Source organism: Brucella rhizosphaerae (genome assembly GCF_002252475.1).
Lineage (GTDB): Bacteria > Pseudomonadota > Alphaproteobacteria > Rhizobiales > Rhizobiaceae > Brucella > Brucella rhizosphaerae.
Genome location: NZ_NNRK01000034.1, coordinates 1 through 17,753, shown reverse-complemented (window position 1 = coordinate 17,753; position 17,753 = coordinate 1). Strand labels below are relative to the sequence as shown.

Here is a 17,753-nt window from a genome sequence, read left to right as displayed (position 1 = left end):
TAAAAGATCGGCGCGCTAATCATTTGTTTTTACGTGCATCTTTTCCGAAAACCGCCTCACACTTTTCGGGATGCGCTCTTGAATGGGGGAGATACCAATGAGCACTTTTCGCGCCGCCGCTGTCCAGATGCGTTCGGGTACAGATATTGTTCGCAATGTCGAGGCTTTGGACAAACTGGTTTCTGATGCTGTGGCCCAGGGTGCTCATTATGTGCAGACCCCCGAGATGACTGGTGCGCTGATGCGTGACCGGACCGCGTTTTTCGCCAGCTTGCGCGATGAAAGCAATGATCTCGTGTTCAAGGCAGCCTCTGCACTTGCAAAAAAGCACGGCATTTTTCTGCATATAGGCTCGACGGCCATTGATGTAGGCGATGGCAAGATCGCCAATCGTGGCTGTATCTTCGCGCCTTCCGGCGAAAAGATTACGACCTATGACAAGGTGCATATGTTCGATGTCGATCTCGACAATGGCGAAAGCTGGCGCGAATCGGCAACCTATGAGCCGGGCAAGGAAACCGTTATTGCTGAACTGCCCTTTGCCAATGTCGGCATGGCTGTCTGCTATGATATTCGTTTCCCGCAGCTTTTCCGTGCACAGGCGCTGGCTGGTGCCAATGTCATCACAGCCCCGGCCGCGTTTACCAGGCAGACGGGTGAAGCTCACTGGCATGTTTTGCAGCGTGCGCGCGCTATTGAAAATGGTGCATTCCTGATTTCAGCTGCGCAGGGTGGTCTGCATGAGGATGGCCGTGAAACTTATGGCCATTCGCTGATCGTCTCTCCATGGGGCAAGGTTCTGGCGGAAGCGGCTCATGATGAACCTGCGGTCATTGTTGCAGATATCGATATTGCCGAAAGTGCGAGCGCACGCGCCAAAGTGCCCAACCTCAGAAATGCGCGTGAGTTTTCGGTAAAGGTAGTTTCTGCAAAAGAGAAAGAGGACGCATAATCCATGATCCGCTTTTCGCTTCATTGCGATCACGGCCATGAGTTTGAAGGCTGGTTCCGCGATAATGCCGATTTCGATCGGCAGGCGGAGCGCAAACTTGTATCCTGTCCGTCCTGTGGATCGCTGCAAGTGCAGAAGTCGCTTATGGCGCCCGCCGTCTCGACGGGGCGCGCCAAGGACGCCATGGCCATGGCTCGTGTGGGGGCGCTTGGTGAGGCGCAAAAGCAGGTGTTGGATGAAATGCGCGAGCTAAGCCGCAAGGTGCGCGACAATGCCGATTATGTTGGCGACCAGTTTGCCGAAGAAGCACGGAAAATCCACTTCGGTGAGACCGAAGCACGTGGGATTTATGGCGAAGCAACGCGTGAAGATGTGCACTCACTGATAGATGACGGCGTAGATGTGATGCCGCTCCCGGTTTTTCCCGAAGACAAAAATTAAACGCGATGCTATCTGGGGCTGGCCTTTAAAAATGGGCATTTCTGGCAAAAGCGCAGGGCGTTTTTTGCCCCGAGGTTTATACCCAGAACAGATAGATAGCGCGGTTCCGACATTTCGATATCGACTGGAACCGCTCTGACCGAATTGCGTGAAGGGATTGGCGCATGAAACTTATGGATTCTGCGCCTTTCCTGTTGCTTGCCACAGGCACTTTGCTGGGCCTCATTCTGCCTTTGGGGAAAATTGCTGCGGAAGCCGGTGTACCGCCCGCAATGTGGACATTCCTGTTTTCGGCAAGTGCTGGGATCATTCTGCTGCTGGTTATGCTTTTGAGTAAAAAGCGGGTTGGATTTTCAGGCGGCAAGCTGCGTTACTATATCTGCACGGCTGCGATTTCTTACGCACTCCCCAATCTCCTGATCTTGTCCGCCATCCCGCGTCTTGGAGCTGGTTTCACGGGAATCATGTACACGCTTTCGCCAGTCATGACGCTGGTGATCTCAATGGGATTTGGTCTGCGTCGCCCTAACGGGCTTGGCATTGCAGGTATCGTCGCCGGTTTCATCGGCGCGATTATGGTGGCAATGACACGCGGAGAAGTGGGCAAGCCTGCTGATCCTTTGTGGATTGGGCTCGCCCTGCTGATTCCAGTCTTTCTGGCGATGGGGAACGTCTATCGTACGCTTGACTGGCCCAAACATGCAGACCCGACCGAGCTTGCTGCCGGAAGTCATCTGGCCGCGGCCGTGATGCTCTTTGTGGGCATTTTCCTGTTTAACGGCAATTTCCCGATAGAAACATTGGCACTTGCACCAGTGACAGCTGTCGCGCAGGCGATCGCATCGGCGAGCATGTTCGCTCTGTTCTTCCGCTTACAGGCTGTCGGCGGGCCGGTTTATCTCAGCCAGATCGGTTATGTTGCAGCAGCTCTCGGTCTGATTTCCGGCACGTTGTTTTTGGGCGAAAACTATCCGCCGCTCACATGGATCGGTGCGGTCGTCATCGCCTTTGGTGTGGCGCTGACGACGAAAGCACAGAAGCGCTGATTACAACTAACTATTCAGGGCGTTCAGCGAGAACCATGTAGTTCACATCGGTATCACGCGAGCGGCTCCAGCTGTCAGCAAGCGGATTATACGTGACGCCAAGCTTGTCGATGAGGGTGAGTCCAGCCTTGGAAAATGCCGCTTCCAACTCTTCCGGACGTACCAGCTTTTCATATTGATGCGTGCCGCGTGGCAGCCAGCGCAGCACATATTCCGCACCAAGGATAGCAAGGCCATAGGCTTTAAGCGTACGGTTGATGGTGGCCACGAACATAAGTCCGCCCGGCTTCACCATTTCGCTGGTCGCAGACATGAACAGATCGACGTCAGAGACATGTTCGACGACTTCCATGTTGAGCACGACATCGAATTTCTCGCCAGCCTCAGCCAGAGCTTCGGCTGTAGTCGCGCGATAATCGACCTCAACGCCGCTTTGGGCGGCGTGAATTTTTGCAACTTCGATGTTGGTTTCGGATGCATCGGCACCAATCACCGTCGCACCAAGACGTGACATTGGTTCGCACAGAAGACCGCCGCCGCAGCCAATATCGAGAAACCGCAGACCTTCAAACGGACGTGGGCTGTTTGGATCGCGATTGAACTTTTCGCAGACCTTTTCCTTGATATAGGTAAGCCGTGTCGGATTGAACTTGTGCAGCGGACGGAACTTGCCCTGCGGGTCCCACCATTGCGCAGCAATGCGCGAAAAATGCTCGATTTCGGAAGCATCGATCGTGGTGCGGGCAGTCTCTGTCATGTCATTCTCCAGCGGATGCGGCTTATCAGTCCTGCTCTCAAGGTAGCGTGTTAAAGTCAAGGATCAAATCAAATTCCCGATCCTGAGCGCTGATTATTGTTTCACGGGAATCACACCCTTGCGGAAGCGCGACATATTAGCTATGTGACCCCGGGTTTGTCTGTCGCAAGAAAATAAGGTTTCGGCAGGCATTAGTGTAATTTTTCAAAAGACGGGACGTATCCTTAAATGGCGCGCATCGTGATGAAATTCGGCGGCACTTCTGTGGCCGATCTGGAACGCATCTCTAATGTGGCGCGCCACGTCAAACGTGAAGTCGATGCCGGCAATCAGGTTGCCGTTGTTGTCTCGGCCATGTCGGGCAAGACAAACGAGCTGGTCAATTGGGTGCAGAGCATGCCCAGGGTCGCCGGCGGCACCTCTCCTTTTTATGATGCACGCGAGTATGATGCGATTGTTGCGTCCGGCGAGCAGGTGACGAGCGGCCTTCTGGCCATCGCGCTTCAGGCCATCGGTATTGATGCACGTTCGTGGCAGGGTTGGCAGATTCCAATCAAGACCGATAATGCTCACGGTGCTGCCCGTATTCAGGAAATCGACGGTTCGGAAATCATCCGTCGGATGGAAATGGGACAGGTAGCTGTTGTTGCAGGTTTCCAGGGCATCGGCCCTGATAATCGTATTGCAACACTGGGCCGCGGTGGCTCGGATACCTCTGCAGTTGCGATTGCGGCCGGTGTGAAGGCGGATCGTTGCGACATCTATACTGATGTCGATGGCGTCTATACGACCGACCCACGCATTGAACCCAAGGCCAAGCGCCTTTCCCGCATTACATTTGAAGAAATGCTGGAAATGGCTTCGCTTGGTGCCAAGGTGCTTCAGGTGCGCTCGGTTGAGCTTGCCATGGTACATAAAGTTCGCACGTTCGTGCGCTCAAGTTTTACGGACCCCAATGCACCGGGCATGGATGATCCAATCAACCCACCCGGAACGCTCATTTGCGACGAGGATGAAATCGTGGAACAGCAGGTCGTCACTGGTATCGCTTATGCGAAGGATGAGGCTCAGATTTCGCTCAGACGCGTGGCCGACCGGCCAGGCATCTCGGCCGCGATTTTCGGACCTCTGGCCGAAGAGCACATCAATGTCGATATGATCGTGCAGAATGTGTCGGAAGACGGCTCGAAAACCGATATGACCTTCACGATTCCAACCGGCGATATCGATAAGGCACTGCGCGTTCTCGATAAAGTGAAGGCTGAAATCGGCTCCGATCATATCCAGTCGGAAACGGGTCTTGCAAAGATTTCGGTCATCGGCATTGGCATGCGCAGCCACGCAGGTGTTGCGGCAACAGCCTTTAAGGCGCTTGCTGAAAAAGGCATCAATATTCGTGCCATCACCACGTCGGAAATCAAGATTTCGATCCTGATTGACGGGCCTTACGCTGAACTCGCTGTGCGCACACTGCATGGCGTTTATGGCCTTGATAAATAATCTGTCCTTCGACGGATTGTTAGCCGGCTGCAAGGCTGCAGGATAAAGACCCGTTTTGAAACAATGCCGCTCACCTCTTTTGGGAGCGGCATTGTCTTATTATACAAGTTGTCAGATTTTCTGACGAAGAGACTAGACGCGCGTGTCAAAAATGCTCACAAAGGATTTGGCGTAACGCTTCGCAGGCGGGTAATGGGAACTGGCTTTGCGACAAGCTAAGCCTGTACCAGAATGAGGAGCCTCCGACGATCATGCGTGATCTGACAACCGGTCCCCGCGTGCTGTTGAAGCGGCTGCGCGAATTGATGGCGGAGCCGCTGGAGCCGCAGGAGCGTCTTGACCGGATTGTCCGTGAAATCGCGCAAAACATGGTCGCGGAAGTCTGTTCCTTTTACATTCTTCGCGCGGATGGCGTGCTTGAGCTCTACGCCACCGAAGGTCTTAATCCACAATCCGTCCACCTGGCGCAATTGCGTCTGGGGCAGGGCCTTGTCGGCACTATTGCTGCCAGCGCGCGTCCTTTGAACCTGACGGATGCGCAGAGCCACCCGGCTTTTGCCTACCTGCCGGAAACGGGCGAAGAAGCTTATAATTCATTCCTCGGTGTTCCTGTGCTTCGCGCTGGCCGCACTTTAGGCGTTCTTGTTGTCCAGAATCAGACCAAGCGCGCGTATCGTGAGGACGAGGTAGAAGCACTTGAAACGACAGCCATGGTTCTGGCCGAAATCATTGCGACGGGAGACGGTCTGCGTTTCGCGCGTCCAGGCATTGAACTGGATCTTGGTCGTCCGATGAGTGTGACTGGCAATGCGCTCAATGATGGCATCGGCCTCGGTCATGTCGTGCTGCATGAACCGCGTATCGTTGTAACGAACCTCTTCAATGAAGACAGTCAGGCTGAGCTGATCCGGCTGGAAGACGCGCTCGGTTCTTTGCGCATCTCCATTGATGACATGCTTTCGCGCCGCGATGTAGCTGTCGAAGGCGAGCATCGTGAAGTGCTGGAAGCCTATCGCATGTTTGCCCATGATCGCGGTTGGGTGCGGCGTCTGGAAGAAGCGGTTCACAACGGTTTGACTGCTGAAGCGGCTGTTGAAAAGGTTCAGAGCGACACACGTGCCCGCATGGTGCATCTGACCGATCCTTACATGCGTGAGCGCCTGTCAGACTTCGATGATTTGGCCAATCGTTTGCTGCGTCAGCTGATGGGACGCGATGTAAAGACCATGGCCGAATCGCTCGCCAAGGACGCGATTATTGTTGCGCGTTCGATGGGTGCTGCCGAACTCCTTGATTATCCGCGTGAGCGCTTGCGCGGCGTGGTACTGGAAGATGGCGCTGCGACGAGCCATGTGGTTATCGTCGCACGCGCTATGGGTATTCCGGTTGTGGGGCAGGCCAAGGGCGCTGTTTCCATGGCTGAAAACAATGATGCGGCCATTGTCGATGGCGATGAAGGCATTGTGCATCTGCGTCCGCAGGCCGATGTTGAAACTGCCTATGCGGAAAAGGTTCGCTTCCGTGCCCGTCGTCAGGCGCTGTATCGCGAATCGCGTGACAAACCTGCTCTGACGAAAGACGGCGTTGATATTTCATTGCTGATGAATGCCGGTCTGCTGGTGGATCTGCCGCAGCTTGCGGCATCGGGTGCCGCCGGTATTGGTCTGTTCCGTACTGAACTTCAGTTCATGGTGGCATCGACTTTCCCGCGTGCAGAACAGCAGGAACGGCTTTATCGTTCGGTTATCGAAGCATCAGGCAACAAGCCTGTGACCTTCCGAACGCTGGATATTGGTGGCGACAAGGTGCTTCCATATTTCCGTGCCACGGCACAGGAAGAAAACCCGGCGCTCGGCTGGCGTGCAATACGCCTGACGCTGGATCGCCCGGGATTGCTGCGCACGCAGTTGCGCGCACTGCTGAAGGCTGCTGGCGGACGTGAACTTAAAATCATGCTGCCGATGGTAACAGAGGTCAGCGAAGTGAAGGCTGCACGCGAGATCATTGATCGCGAAGTTCGTCATCTTTCCCGCTTTGCGCATACGCTGCCGCTTAATCTCAAGCTCGGTGCTATGGTCGAAGTGCCAGCACTTCTGTGGCAACTTGATGAGTTGATGGCGATTGTAGACTTCGTCTCGGTCGGTTCCAACGATCTGTTCCAGTTTTTGATGGCAGTCGATCGCGGAAATTCACTGATTTCCGGTCGCTTCGATCAGCTTTCTCCAGCCTTCCTGCGCACACTTCGTCATATTGTCGTTGCTGGCAATCGCCATGGAAAGCCGGTTACATTATGCGGTGAAATGGCTGGGCGTCCGTTGACGGCGATGGCGCTTCTGGGCCTTGGCTTCCGTTCGATTTCCATGTCGGCGGCCAATATCGGTCCAGTGAAGGCGATGCTTGGTGCACTTGATGTGAGCAAGCTCAATGCATTGCTGAACGAGAAGCTGGACAAGCCCAATGGCGCACATTCGATGCGCGAATTGCTGCTTCAGTTTGCCGAAGACAACGATATTCCGCTATAGCGTAGAAAATTGCATGGATTATTTGGGTGCCGCGCATTGTGTGCGGCACCCAATACCGCTTATTCACGCGCTGCTTGCTCTTTGTATTTATGCATTATCCTGACGCAAAACCGCTTCGCACTTTTGCTGGGAATGCTTTGATTAGGACATAACAATGATCGCCTTGCCACAGGACCGGATGGACCAGCTTCTGAAGCGGTTCTCGATGATTGAAAGCCAGATGGCGAACAATCCGGATTCGGAAACCTATGTGAAGCTTGCGTCGGAATATTCGGAGCTTCAGGAAGTTGTAGGCAAAATCCGTGAACTGACCGATGCGCGGAATGAAGCGCGTGATTTGACGACAATGCGCGATGACGCATCGACCGATGCCGAAATGCGGGCGCTTGCGACAGAAGAATTGCCGGGCGTTCTTGAGCGGATTGAAAATCTGGAGCAGGAAGTGCAGGTTCTTCTTCTGCCGAAAGACGCGGCCGACGAGAAGAACGCCATCCTCGAAATCCGCGCCGGTACAGGCGGACTGGAAGCAGCGCTTTTCGCAGGTGATCTCTTCCGCATGTATGAGCGTTTCGCCGCTGAAAAAGGCTGGCGCGTTGAGCTGGTATCGTCCAGCGAGGGTGACGCAGGCGGTTACAAGGAAATCATCGCTACGGTTTCGGGCAAAGGGGTCTTCTCCAAGCTCAAATTCGAATCAGGTGTGCACCGCGTGCAGCGCGTGCCGGAAACCGAAGCAGGTGGACGCATTCATACATCCGCTGCGACCGTTGCTGTTCTGCCGGAAGCTGAAGATATCGACATTGAAATCCGCAATGAGGATATCCGTATCGATACGATGCGCGCTTCTGGTGCCGGTGGCCAGCACGTCAATACGACTGACTCGGCTGTGCGTATCACCCACATTCCAACGGGCATCATGGTGGTGCAGGCGGAAAAATCGCAGCACCAGAACCGCGCGCGCGCCATGCAGATATTGCGTGCGCGTCTTTACGATATGGAACGGCAGAAGGCCGATAGCGAACGTTCGGAATCGCGCCGCAGTCAGGTGGGATCAGGCGATCGTTCGGAGCGCATCCGCACTTATAATTTTCCGCAAGGGCGCGTTACCGATCACCGTATCAATTTGACACTCTACAAGCTTGACCGTGTCATGATGGGTGAGCTTGACGAACTGGTTGATGCGTTGATCTCCGATCACCAGACCGCACTCCTGATGGAACTGGGCGAAAACGCGTGAGCGGCGAACGCCTTGATAATCTTATGGCATCAAGCCGCAAACGGCTGCGTTGCGCCGGCGATCCGTTCGACACGCCGGATCTCGACGCTCGGCTTCTTGTCGAATGGATCACTGGCGCAACCCAGCTTGATCTGATTTCCTCACCCGAAAAGCTCATTGAGGACGTGCAGGTTGCACAATTGAATGACGCACTGGAGCGCCGGTTAGCAGGCGAACCTGTGCACCGCATTATCGGTATGCGCGAATTTTACGGTTTGCCCTTCCGGCTTTCCCCTGAAACGCTTGAGCCTCGCCCGGATACCGAAGCACTGGTTGAGCTGGTTTCGCCCTATCTTGAAAAGCTGATCGCCCAACATGGCCGGGCAATGATGCTCGATATGGGGACAGGCACCGGCGCCATTGTGATTTCACTGTTGCACCAGTTTGAAAAACTCCACGGCATCGGACTGGATGTTTCGGATGGAGCGCTTACCATCGCGCGGATCAATGCGGCCCTGAATGGTGTAACCAACCGATTTGCAGCGCTGAAAAGCGACTGGTTTTCCAATGTGAATGGTCGGTTTCATCTTATTGTTTCAAATCCCCCTTATATTCCACATGATGACATCGCAGATCTTTCGCGAGAAGTGCGCGAACATGATCCTGTGGCAGCTCTGGATGGGGGAGCGGATGGACTTGATTTCTATCGTGCTCTTGCAAAGCACGCTGCCGAGTACTTATATAAAGATGGAATAGTTGCCGTCGAGATTGGTGCAGGCCAGTTTGACGATGTTAGGGCGCTTTTTGAAAGCGCCGATTTTCATCTGACCAATAGTGCGAGTGATTTCGGTGGCCACAGAAGGGCCATGGTTTTCACGCACAAAGACGCAACGGGCTTTTAATCGAACGAGTGTCGGAGTGACGTTTGATCTGTTTGAATCAGATTGACGTTCCAACAGTTTATCGCAACACGCATCTTGTTCGAAAACCGTTTCACACTTTTCGGGATGCGCTGTAAAAAACGCTCGATGATACTAAAAAAGCGCTTGGAATTTACGGCGAAGCCGTTTAGTTTCCAGCCACCGTATACAGCCAGAATGGTTTTGCCCGCTTGAGGGCGGTGGCGGAAATGCTCCATGACGACTTTGGGTCATGCTCCCGTGAGAGTTTTTCTCATGGGATGGTTAGTACGGAAGTGCACGACTTTCAAAAATAGTTCCGAGAAGTTCGTCTTTTCGGATCGGGTCTTGCAAAATGCCAACCCGAAAGGTTCGTGTTGTCTTTAATGGACAGCGCGGAACTCAGAACCATTCGATGTGTGGGAAGTTTTAGGGTGTGCTTCCTCCATGGCTCGATAATGCGAAGCCGGTGGCTTTACGCTACGGGAATTTTACGCCCTTTAATCTGAAAAGAGATGACTATGAGGCCAGCACAGCAGAACAGGCGCATGCGCGGACGGGGGAATAACAATAATAATAATAACAACAATAACCGCAAGGGCCCCAATCCTCTGTCGCGTAATTATGAAAGCAATGGTCCGGACGTAAAAATCCGCGGCAATGCTCAACATATTGCAGAAAAATATACGACATTGGCTCGCGACGCACAGGCGTCCGGCGATCGTGTCATCGCTGAAAATTATCTTCAGCACGCAGAACATTACAATCGCATCATCATGGCTGCTATGGCGCAGCAGAACATTCCGTATCAGCGCGAAGAAAACTTCGACAATGACGGTGGTGATGAAGATGAAAATGAAAATGAAAACGGCTTTGTTCAAGTCGCTTCCGCACCTCAGCCAGTAAACGGTTCGGGCCCGCAGCCTGTTATCGAAGGTACGCCTGCTGAAGTCGTCTATGGCGAACAAGGCAGTGAGAACCGTTCGGAAAACCGCTCGCAGCCACGTGATGGGCGCGATCAGCGTCGTCTTGGCCGCGGTCGCCGCCCACAGCGCGAACGTTTTAATGCGGACGATGCTTCGGAACAGCCTTCTGTAGACGCACCGGTTGCTGCAGCTGACGAACAGCCAGCTCCAGTAGCAGTAGCAGCTCCGGCACCGGTTGTTGAAAAGCCGGCACGTGCGGAAAAGCCTGCCAAGGTTGCGGAAGAAACGGCTCCTGTCGTGGAGAAGTCTGCTCCAGTGGCTGAAGCACCGGTTGAAGCTTCTTCTACTGAGGAAGAAGCACCTGTCCGCCGCACCACGCGTCGTCCAGGTCGTCCACGTCGTGTTGCCAAGGATGAAGGCGCTGGCGATACACCGGTTGCCGAAACTGTGGATTCCGACGCTTGATCTGAAAACTGCAAATGATTGATTATCAAAGATGGCGCGGTTCTCCGCGCCATTTTTTATTTGCGCGTTTGTAGTGTTTCCGGTCTTGCCGAAAACGCTCTATCTTCCCATATGATTTGACGGATGGAGCGCGCTTCGATCTGATTTTGTCAGATCGGTGCCCGGACCATTTTAACGCGCATCTTTTCCGAAAACCGTTTCACACTTTTTTCGGGATGCGCTCTGGGGAGTCTGCCGAATTCGGGGGCTCCGTCACCAAATATCTTTCGATGCCAGAACGGGTCGGAAGGAAAAGGAGACATCATGAATATTGAAAAATACACTGAACGGGTTCGTGGTTTTATCCAGTCAGCCCAGACATTTGCTCTTTCATCGGGCAATCAGCAGTTTACACCTGAGCATCTTCTGAAAGTCCTCGTCGATGACGAAGAAGGCTTGGCAGCATCTCTGATCGAGCGTGCTGGAGGTCGTATCGCTGATGTGCGGCTCGGATTGCAGAATGCGCTTGAGAAGTTGCCGAAAGTAAGTGGCGGCAATGACCAGCTTTATCTTTCGCAGCCATTGGCAAAGGTTTTTACCCTGGCCGAAGAGCTTGCCAGCAAGGCGAGCGACAGCTTTGTCACGGTCGAACGACTTCTCACTGCACTTGCGATTGAGAAATCCGCTAAAACATCCGAAATTCTGGCCGCTGCAGGTGTAACACCAACAGCGCTCAACAAGGTCATCAACGATATGCGTAAGGGGCGTACGGCCGATTCGGCTTCAGCTGAAAGCAACTATGATGCGCTTAAAAAATATGCGCGCGATCTGACGGAAGATGCGCGTGCGGGTAAGCTCGATCCGGTTATCGGTCGTGATGAAGAAATTCGTCGCACGATTCAGGTTCTGTCGCGCCGTACCAAGAACAATCCGGTTCTGATTGGTGAACCAGGCGTCGGTAAGACTGCAATCGCGGAAGGTCTGGCGCTTCGTATTGTCAATGGCGACGTGCCGGAATCACTCAAAGACAAGCAGTTGATGGCGCTCGACATGGGGTCGCTGATCGCCGGTGCGAAATATCGTGGTGAGTTTGAAGAGCGTCTGAAAGCAGTGCTTTCGGAAGTTCAGACGGCTGCCGGACAGATCATTTTGTTCATCGACGAAATGCATACGCTCGTTGGTGCTGGCAAATCTGATGGTGCGATGGATGCATCGAACCTGCTTAAGCCAGCGCTTGCTCGTGGCGAATTGCACTGTGTTGGTGCGACAACGCTTGAGGAATATCGCAAGTATGTTGAGAAGGACGCAGCTCTTGCGCGTCGCTTTCAGCCGGTATTTGTCGATGAGCCTACGGTTGAAGATACCATCTCGATCCTGCGTGGCTTGAAGGAAAAGTACGAGCAGCACCATAAGGTTCGCGTCTCCGACTCGGCACTTGTGGCTGCGGCAACGCTTTCAAACCGCTACATTACAGATCGGTTCTTGCCCGATAAGGCCATCGACCTTGTCGATGAAGCCGCGTCGCGTTTGCGTATGCAGGTGGATTCCAAGCCGGAAGAACTCGACGAGATCGACCGCCGCGCGATGCAGCTTAAAATCGAACGCGAAGCGCTGAAGGTTGAAACCGATGCGGCCTCAATAGATCGTTTGCAGCGCCTTGAAAAAGAGCTGTCTGATCTCGAAGAGGAATCGGCTGAACTGACAGCGAAATGGCAGGCTGAAAAGCAGAAGCTTGGACTTGCGGCAGATTTGAAGGGTAAGCTTGAAGAAGCGCGCAATGCTTTGGCTATCGCGCAGCGCAGCGGCGAGTTTCAGAAGGCGGGTGAGCTTGCTTATGGCACGATCCCGCAGCTTGAAAAGCAGCTTTTGGACGCCGAAAGCAGCGAGAACAAAGGCTCTTTGCTTGAGGAAACTGTAACGCCTGAACATGTCGGGCAGATTGTTGCCCGCTGGACCGGCATTCCGGTTGAACGCATGCTGGAAGGCGAGCGCGAGAAGCTTTTGCGCATGGAAGACGAGATCGGCAAGCGGGTTATCGGCCAGGGTGAAGCTGTTCAGGCAGTTTCGCGAGCCGTGCGTCGGGCGCGTGCAGGTCTTCAGGATCCAAACCGGCCAATCGGCTCGTTCATTTTCCTCGGACCAACCGGCGTGGGCAAGACCGAGCTGACCAAAGCACTGGCGTCGTTCCTTTTCCAGGACGACACGGCAATGGTGCGTATCGATATGTCGGAATTCATGGAAAAGCATTCCGTGAGCCGCCTGATCGGTGCACCTCCTGGCTATGTTGGCTATGAAGAAGGCGGTGTTCTGACAGAAGCTGTGCGCCGCAGGCCATATCAGGTGATCCTGTTCGACGAGATCGAAAAGGCACATCCGGATGTGTTCAACGTGCTGCTTCAGGTACTTGATGACGGACGTCTTACTGATGGTCAGGGCCGTACGGTCGATTTCCGCAACACGGTCATCATCATGACTTCGAACCTTGGCGCCGAATATCTCGTCAATCTTGGTGAGAAGGACGACGTCGAAATCGTTCGTGATGAGGTGATGGGTGTCGTTCGGGCTGCGTTCCGTCCGGAATTCCTGAACCGTGTCGACGAAATCATCCTGTTCCACAGGTTGCGTCGCGACGATATGGGCTCGATTGTCGACATCCAGATGAAGCGTTTGCAGGCTTTGCTTCATGATCGCAAGATCACATTGGAGCTTGAAGACGATGCCCGCGAATGGCTGGCCAACAAGGGCTATGATCCGGCTTATGGTGCGCGTCCTTTGAAGCGCGTTATCCAGAAGGAAGTTCAGGACCCGCTGGCCGAGCGTATTCTGCTTGGCGATATTCTTGATGGTTCCATCGTCAAGATATTGCCCGGCTCAGATCGTCTCAACTTCCGCGCGATTCGCGTGGCAGTTGAAGGTGAGCCCGAGAAGGAAAACGCAGACGCGTAAAGTCTGACGCGTAATTTTGAAAAGCGCCGCAGTCATCCGATTGTGGCGCTTTTTCTTTTTTCTGTAAGGATGAACGGCATTTATGGCCATCTTCATGTCCAGTTCATCTGGCATTTGCTGTTATTGAATAAACAATTGTTAACCATATAACTGCATCCATACGGCCTAAGATCATTCAGGGTTTCCTACATGTCGCATCTCTTACGCATGCTTCGCTTCGGATTGTTCGGTTCTGCAATCATTCTTGCAGCGGGGGCGGTGGCCCATGCGGCGGAGCGCGATGCGTCGAGCAATGTTTCGCAGCCCGTACAGATGGCTCAGCTTTTCGACTGGGGTCGAGATCGTAGTCGTGATCAAACCGGAGATCGGGCCGGAGATCGGGGCGTGCGGGTCTACACAGATGAGTATGGCCGTCAGGTCACGTTAGATCGTCGCGGACGTGTCATCAGCATTGAAGATCCGCGCGAATCCGACCGTTATGCGCGTGGTGGTCAGCAAGGTGGAAATTGGTCCGATGGCCCGGTTGGTGGCGGTGCGCCATATGACGGCTTTGGCAATGTGCCGGAAGATCCGAATTATTATCCGGAAGCACCTTCCGCACCTGCTTACGATTATAATCGTGATGGACAGGTTCAACGGTCCGAGTTGCCACCCTCTGGCACTGAATATCCTGACACGGAATCTCCGACTGCCAGCATCAATCGCGATCAGGGGTATGAGCAGCCGTCGATGCAACCGCATGCTGTACCCAACGTTGATGATATGACTCCAGCCATTGAAATGCCGAAAGGGCAGGGAGCCAAGGAAAAGATCGCCGCCTATCAGATTCTGATGGATCGGGCTGGTGCATCGCCGGGCGTCATCGATGGTCGCTCGGGCAGCAATGTGGATAAGGCTGCTGCAGCTTTTGGCGAGATGACTGGCAAGATACTCAATCCAAAGGATGACGCTGCGATCAATGCCGAACTGGAAGCGACCGGCGGCGCAGCCTTCACCGAATATGCGATCACCAATGAAGATGTCGGCCGCCAGTATGTTGCATCTATTCCGGACGATTACGCACATAAAGCACAGCTTCCGGCCATGGCCTATACGTCTGTTACGGAAATGCTCGGCGAGAAATTTCATATAGACGTGGCTTATCTCAAAGAGATCAATCCGGGCGTCAACTTCAACCAGCCGGGCTCGATCATTAAAGTCCCAAATCTGGGAAAGCCAGTTCGCACAAAAGTTGCGCGAATCATCGCCGATAAAGGGCGCAAACAGGTGCGCGGCTATGATGAAACCGGCAAGCTGGTTGTTGCCTATCCTTCGACGATCGGTTCGTCGGATACGCCATCACCATCGGGTATTGTGCAGGTACAGCGTATCGCCATCAATCCGAACTACACCTACAATCCGAAGATCAACTTCAAACAAGGCAGCAATGACAAGGTTCTGACGATTCCCCCGGGTCCAAACGGCCCTGTCGGCACTGTCTGGATCGCCCTCTCCAAACCAACTTATGGCATTCACGGAACGCCTGAACCTTCACGCATCGGCAAGACATCCAGTCATGGCTGCGTGCGTCTCACAAACTGGGATGCCGAAGAGCTGGCCAAGCTTGTAAAAGCAGGCGTGACGGTGGAATTCACGGATTAAGCTGGGGCAACAGCTCCTGATACAAACAAAGCGCGGCGCATTCTGAAAGATGCGCCGCGCTTTCGTGTTTGGTGAGTTCTTAAGTTGGACAACCAAATGCTGTGAGCGAAGAAACTATTAGCTCTTTGCTGATCCGCTGGACGCGAGCTTTGTGCCATTTCCTGTGTCTTCTGTATCCAGAAGCGTATCGATTCGGTCGCGTTCCTGTTTAAAAGCCTCCAGCTCTTTGCCTTTGAGTGCTTTATTGTCTGGCAGGCGGATACGCAGCGGGTCAACTTTGGTTCCGTTGACGATCAGTTCGTAGTGAAGGTGGGGACCGGTCGACAGTCCGGTTGATCCGACATAGCCAATCACCTGGCCCTGACGTACACGCGAGCCAGCCGTTACGCCGCGCGCAATTGCATTCTGGTGACTGTAGCTGCTGACATAGCCATTGGCGTGACGAATCAAAGTCTGATTGCCGTAACCGTTGGTCCATCCCGCCTTTTCCACCACACCATTACCCGATGAGATGATCGGCGTGCCACGCGGTGCGGCCCAGTCAACGCCCGTATGCATTCGGCTATAGCCAAGGATTGGGTGCCGGCGCATGCCGAAGGGAGAACGGAACACACCATTTGGAACAGGATTGCGTAACAGGAATTGCTTCGCGCTTTTGCCGTCTTCATTGAAATAATCGACGGCCCCGTCCGGTGCCTGATAACGATAGAATTTTCGTGTTGTGCCGCCGAAGGTGGCTGAAACAAAAAGCAGCTGCGAATCGACTTCGCTCTTTTCCGGATCATCGGGAAGCGAGAAAAAGGCATCGATATTGTCACTCTGCGAAAGTCGCGCCTGAAGGTCGACATCAGTCGCCAGCATTTTGACGAGCTGCTCGCGCATTGTTTCCGTCATGCCATAAGCGAGTGCTGCGCGGCTGATGCCATCATAGACACTTGGGAGATTGCCGCGAATCGCAGTTGGTGGTGCATCGCCATCAAAGGCAGATGCGAGAAGTGGCGTTTCTTCCGGCTGATCGGATGGTACATATTGCTTGCGATCATTGAGGGAGACGGTCACCAGATGCGTTGTCCGATGATAAATGCTCGCTCTGACGATGCGGTCCTCGCCATCCTGCGTTTCTGTGCCGATACGCAGCACGCTGCCTTCTTTAAGGCGCGGCGAATTCAATAATTTGGTGAGCGCATCGGCCATATTGGCAGCATCATCACCGGTATAGCCCGCATTTTGCAGCGCCTGATCGATTTCCATCGTCTGACGGAAAGGAATCAATTCTTCCGAGAAGCCATCCGTGGCCTCTTCATCGTCGGCGCGCTGGGAAACAGTGACATTTTCCTGCGTGATTTTCACACCAAGGGCAGGACTGAGTGCGAAAGAAGAATCTGTACCGCCAAAACGCGCCGGATCGACATAATGCAGAGAGGCAACCTGAACGTCACCGTCGGTCAGCAAAACACCGGTGTCGCGAACGACCTTTTCCACTTCATCGACGGTCAGATCATTCGAAGGATCGAATGTCGCACTGTTAAGTGGAAAATCGGCAACTTTCAGGCTGACTTCGCTTTCAACCTTGGCACCATAAATCTGGCTGGCATCAGCGGGTTGCGGCGCGGCCGGCCCTTCCGAGAAAATAGCCATTGCATCGAATGCCGGATATTTTCGGCTGGACGGATGGTCCACGGCCAGCGCCATGCTGACCAGTTCAAAAGGACGCGTGCGGATAACTTCACGCTCACCGACCTTTTGCATGGTCGACAGGTCGAAGCGACGCCGGTCGTTGGCCTTCTGTTTGGAGATGGTGCTTACAAGTCGCGCGCCTTTGGTGACATTGGTGTCATTGACGACACCCGGCATATCATTGCGCGCGAGAATTTCGGGCGGGGTCGCCAATTGTTCACGACCATCAAGAGCCGCAAACAATGCAACGCCGATCAGCATGCAAGATGTAACGCCTGTGAGGAATGTCCCAGCGAGCCAGCGTGCCGAAACTTCACGTCTGTCAGGCGGACGCCGCCGTCCACCGACTGTGAGCGGGGGCTCGTCACCTGGATCGAGATTGTTCGGCCCCAGTTCTTTCATGCTGCTCTTGTAGGCCCTTCTTCAAATCTGGTCGCACATAAAGGTGCGTGAACATCATTTTTCAGAAAACAGCATGACTGCCGTCCGACGTGGTGTCTTCCTTTATTATGGAAGTCCCTCAAGCGGGCTTTTGAGTTTTGCCTGCCACAATGCGTTAAGTCAACGATAAGCGGGCAGGCTTTCGTTATTCACAGCGCTTTGCCGGCTGATTTTCAATTTGCGCGGACGCTATTGTATTAATGAGGCCGGTTTGTGGCTCCTCTTTATCTGTAAGGAGCGCAGACAGCGCTGCATATATAAGGACAAACCGTGGAAAACGTGCCGGCTGTGGAAACTTGTCAAAAAAAGTTCAAGAAAGTCAGATTAGGCGTTGACAGTTTTGGTTGG

General features: G+C 53.8%; 12 protein-coding genes. 10 read left to right on the top strand and 2 right to left on the bottom strand.

The genetic code is table 11. The annotated features are described in order from the left end of the window. The first annotated feature begins 97 nt into the window (after positions 1–97). From CEV32_RS17160 to CEV32_RS17150, 3 genes are all read left to right on the top strand, one after another. Positions 98–952 (top strand): carbon-nitrogen hydrolase family protein, encoded by an 855-nt coding sequence (locus tag CEV32_RS17160; protein ID WP_094578344.1) that lies wholly within the window; start codon positions 98–100, stop codon positions 950–952. Between the two features lie 3 nt (positions 953–955). Then, positions 956–1,393, top strand: a complete 438-nt coding sequence (locus CEV32_RS17155; protein ID WP_094578343.1) for a DUF1178 family protein — start codon at positions 956–958, stop codon at positions 1,391–1,393. A 164-nt stretch (positions 1,394–1,557) separates the two neighbouring features. Further along, positions 1,558–2,439, top strand: coding sequence for a DMT family transporter (locus tag CEV32_RS17150; protein ID WP_094578342.1), 882 nt, complete (start codon positions 1,558–1,560; stop codon positions 2,437–2,439). A 10-nt stretch (positions 2,440–2,449) separates the two neighbouring features. Here the strand turns inward: CEV32_RS17150 and ubiG are convergent, their stop codons facing one another. Next, positions 2,450–3,196, bottom strand: coding sequence for a bifunctional 2-polyprenyl-6-hydroxyphenol methylase/3-demethylubiquinol 3-O-methyltransferase UbiG (ubiG, locus tag CEV32_RS17145; RefSeq protein ID WP_094578341.1), 747 nt, complete (start codon positions 3,194–3,196; stop codon positions 2,450–2,452). A 228-nt stretch (positions 3,197–3,424) separates the two neighbouring features. On the opposite strand from ubiG, the gene CEV32_RS17140 reads away from it, so the two are divergent. The 7 genes from CEV32_RS17140 to CEV32_RS17100 all read left to right on the top strand — a co-directional run bounded on the left by CEV32_RS17140 (position 3,425) and on the right by CEV32_RS17100 (position 15,287). Then, complete coding sequence (locus tag CEV32_RS17140) at positions 3,425–4,696, top strand: aspartate kinase (protein ID WP_094578340.1); 1,272 nt, start codon at positions 3,425–3,427, stop codon at positions 4,694–4,696. A gap of 251 nt (positions 4,697–4,947) precedes the next feature. Continuing rightward, on the top strand, positions 4,948–7,218 hold the full coding sequence (gene ptsP / locus CEV32_RS17135) for a phosphoenolpyruvate--protein phosphotransferase (RefSeq protein WP_094578339.1): 2,271 nt from the start codon (positions 4,948–4,950) through the stop codon (positions 7,216–7,218). Positions 7,219–7,372: 154 nt separating this feature from the next. Continuing rightward, complete coding sequence (prfA, locus tag CEV32_RS17130; protein ID WP_094578338.1) at positions 7,373–8,452, top strand: peptide chain release factor 1; 1,080 nt, start codon at positions 7,373–7,375, stop codon at positions 8,450–8,452. Between the two features lie 23 nt (positions 8,453–8,475). Beyond that, on the top strand, positions 8,476–9,333 hold the full coding sequence (gene prmC, locus CEV32_RS17125; protein WP_094579142.1) for a peptide chain release factor N(5)-glutamine methyltransferase: 858 nt from the start codon (positions 8,476–8,478) through the stop codon (positions 9,331–9,333). Between the two features lie 518 nt (positions 9,334–9,851). Next, complete coding sequence (locus tag CEV32_RS17110; protein ID WP_094578336.1) at positions 9,852–10,721, top strand: DUF4167 domain-containing protein; 870 nt, start codon at positions 9,852–9,854, stop codon at positions 10,719–10,721. A gap of 303 nt (positions 10,722–11,024) precedes the next feature. Further along, the gene (clpB, locus tag CEV32_RS17105) at positions 11,025–13,646 is read left to right on the top strand and encodes an ATP-dependent chaperone ClpB (protein WP_094578335.1); all 2,622 of its coding nucleotides are present in this window, start codon (positions 11,025–11,027) and stop codon (positions 13,644–13,646) included. A 189-nt stretch (positions 13,647–13,835) separates the two neighbouring features. Continuing rightward, on the top strand, positions 13,836–15,287 hold the full coding sequence (locus CEV32_RS17100) for a L,D-transpeptidase (RefSeq protein ID WP_094578334.1): 1,452 nt from the start codon (positions 13,836–13,838) through the stop codon (positions 15,285–15,287). A 117-nt stretch (positions 15,288–15,404) separates the two neighbouring features. On the opposite strand, the gene CEV32_RS17095 is transcribed toward CEV32_RS17100, so the two are convergent. Then, entirely contained in the window at positions 15,405–17,366 is a 1,962-nt protein-coding gene (locus CEV32_RS17095) for a M23 family metallopeptidase (RefSeq protein ID WP_094578333.1), read from the bottom strand. Positions 17,367–17,753 lie beyond the last annotated feature (387 nt).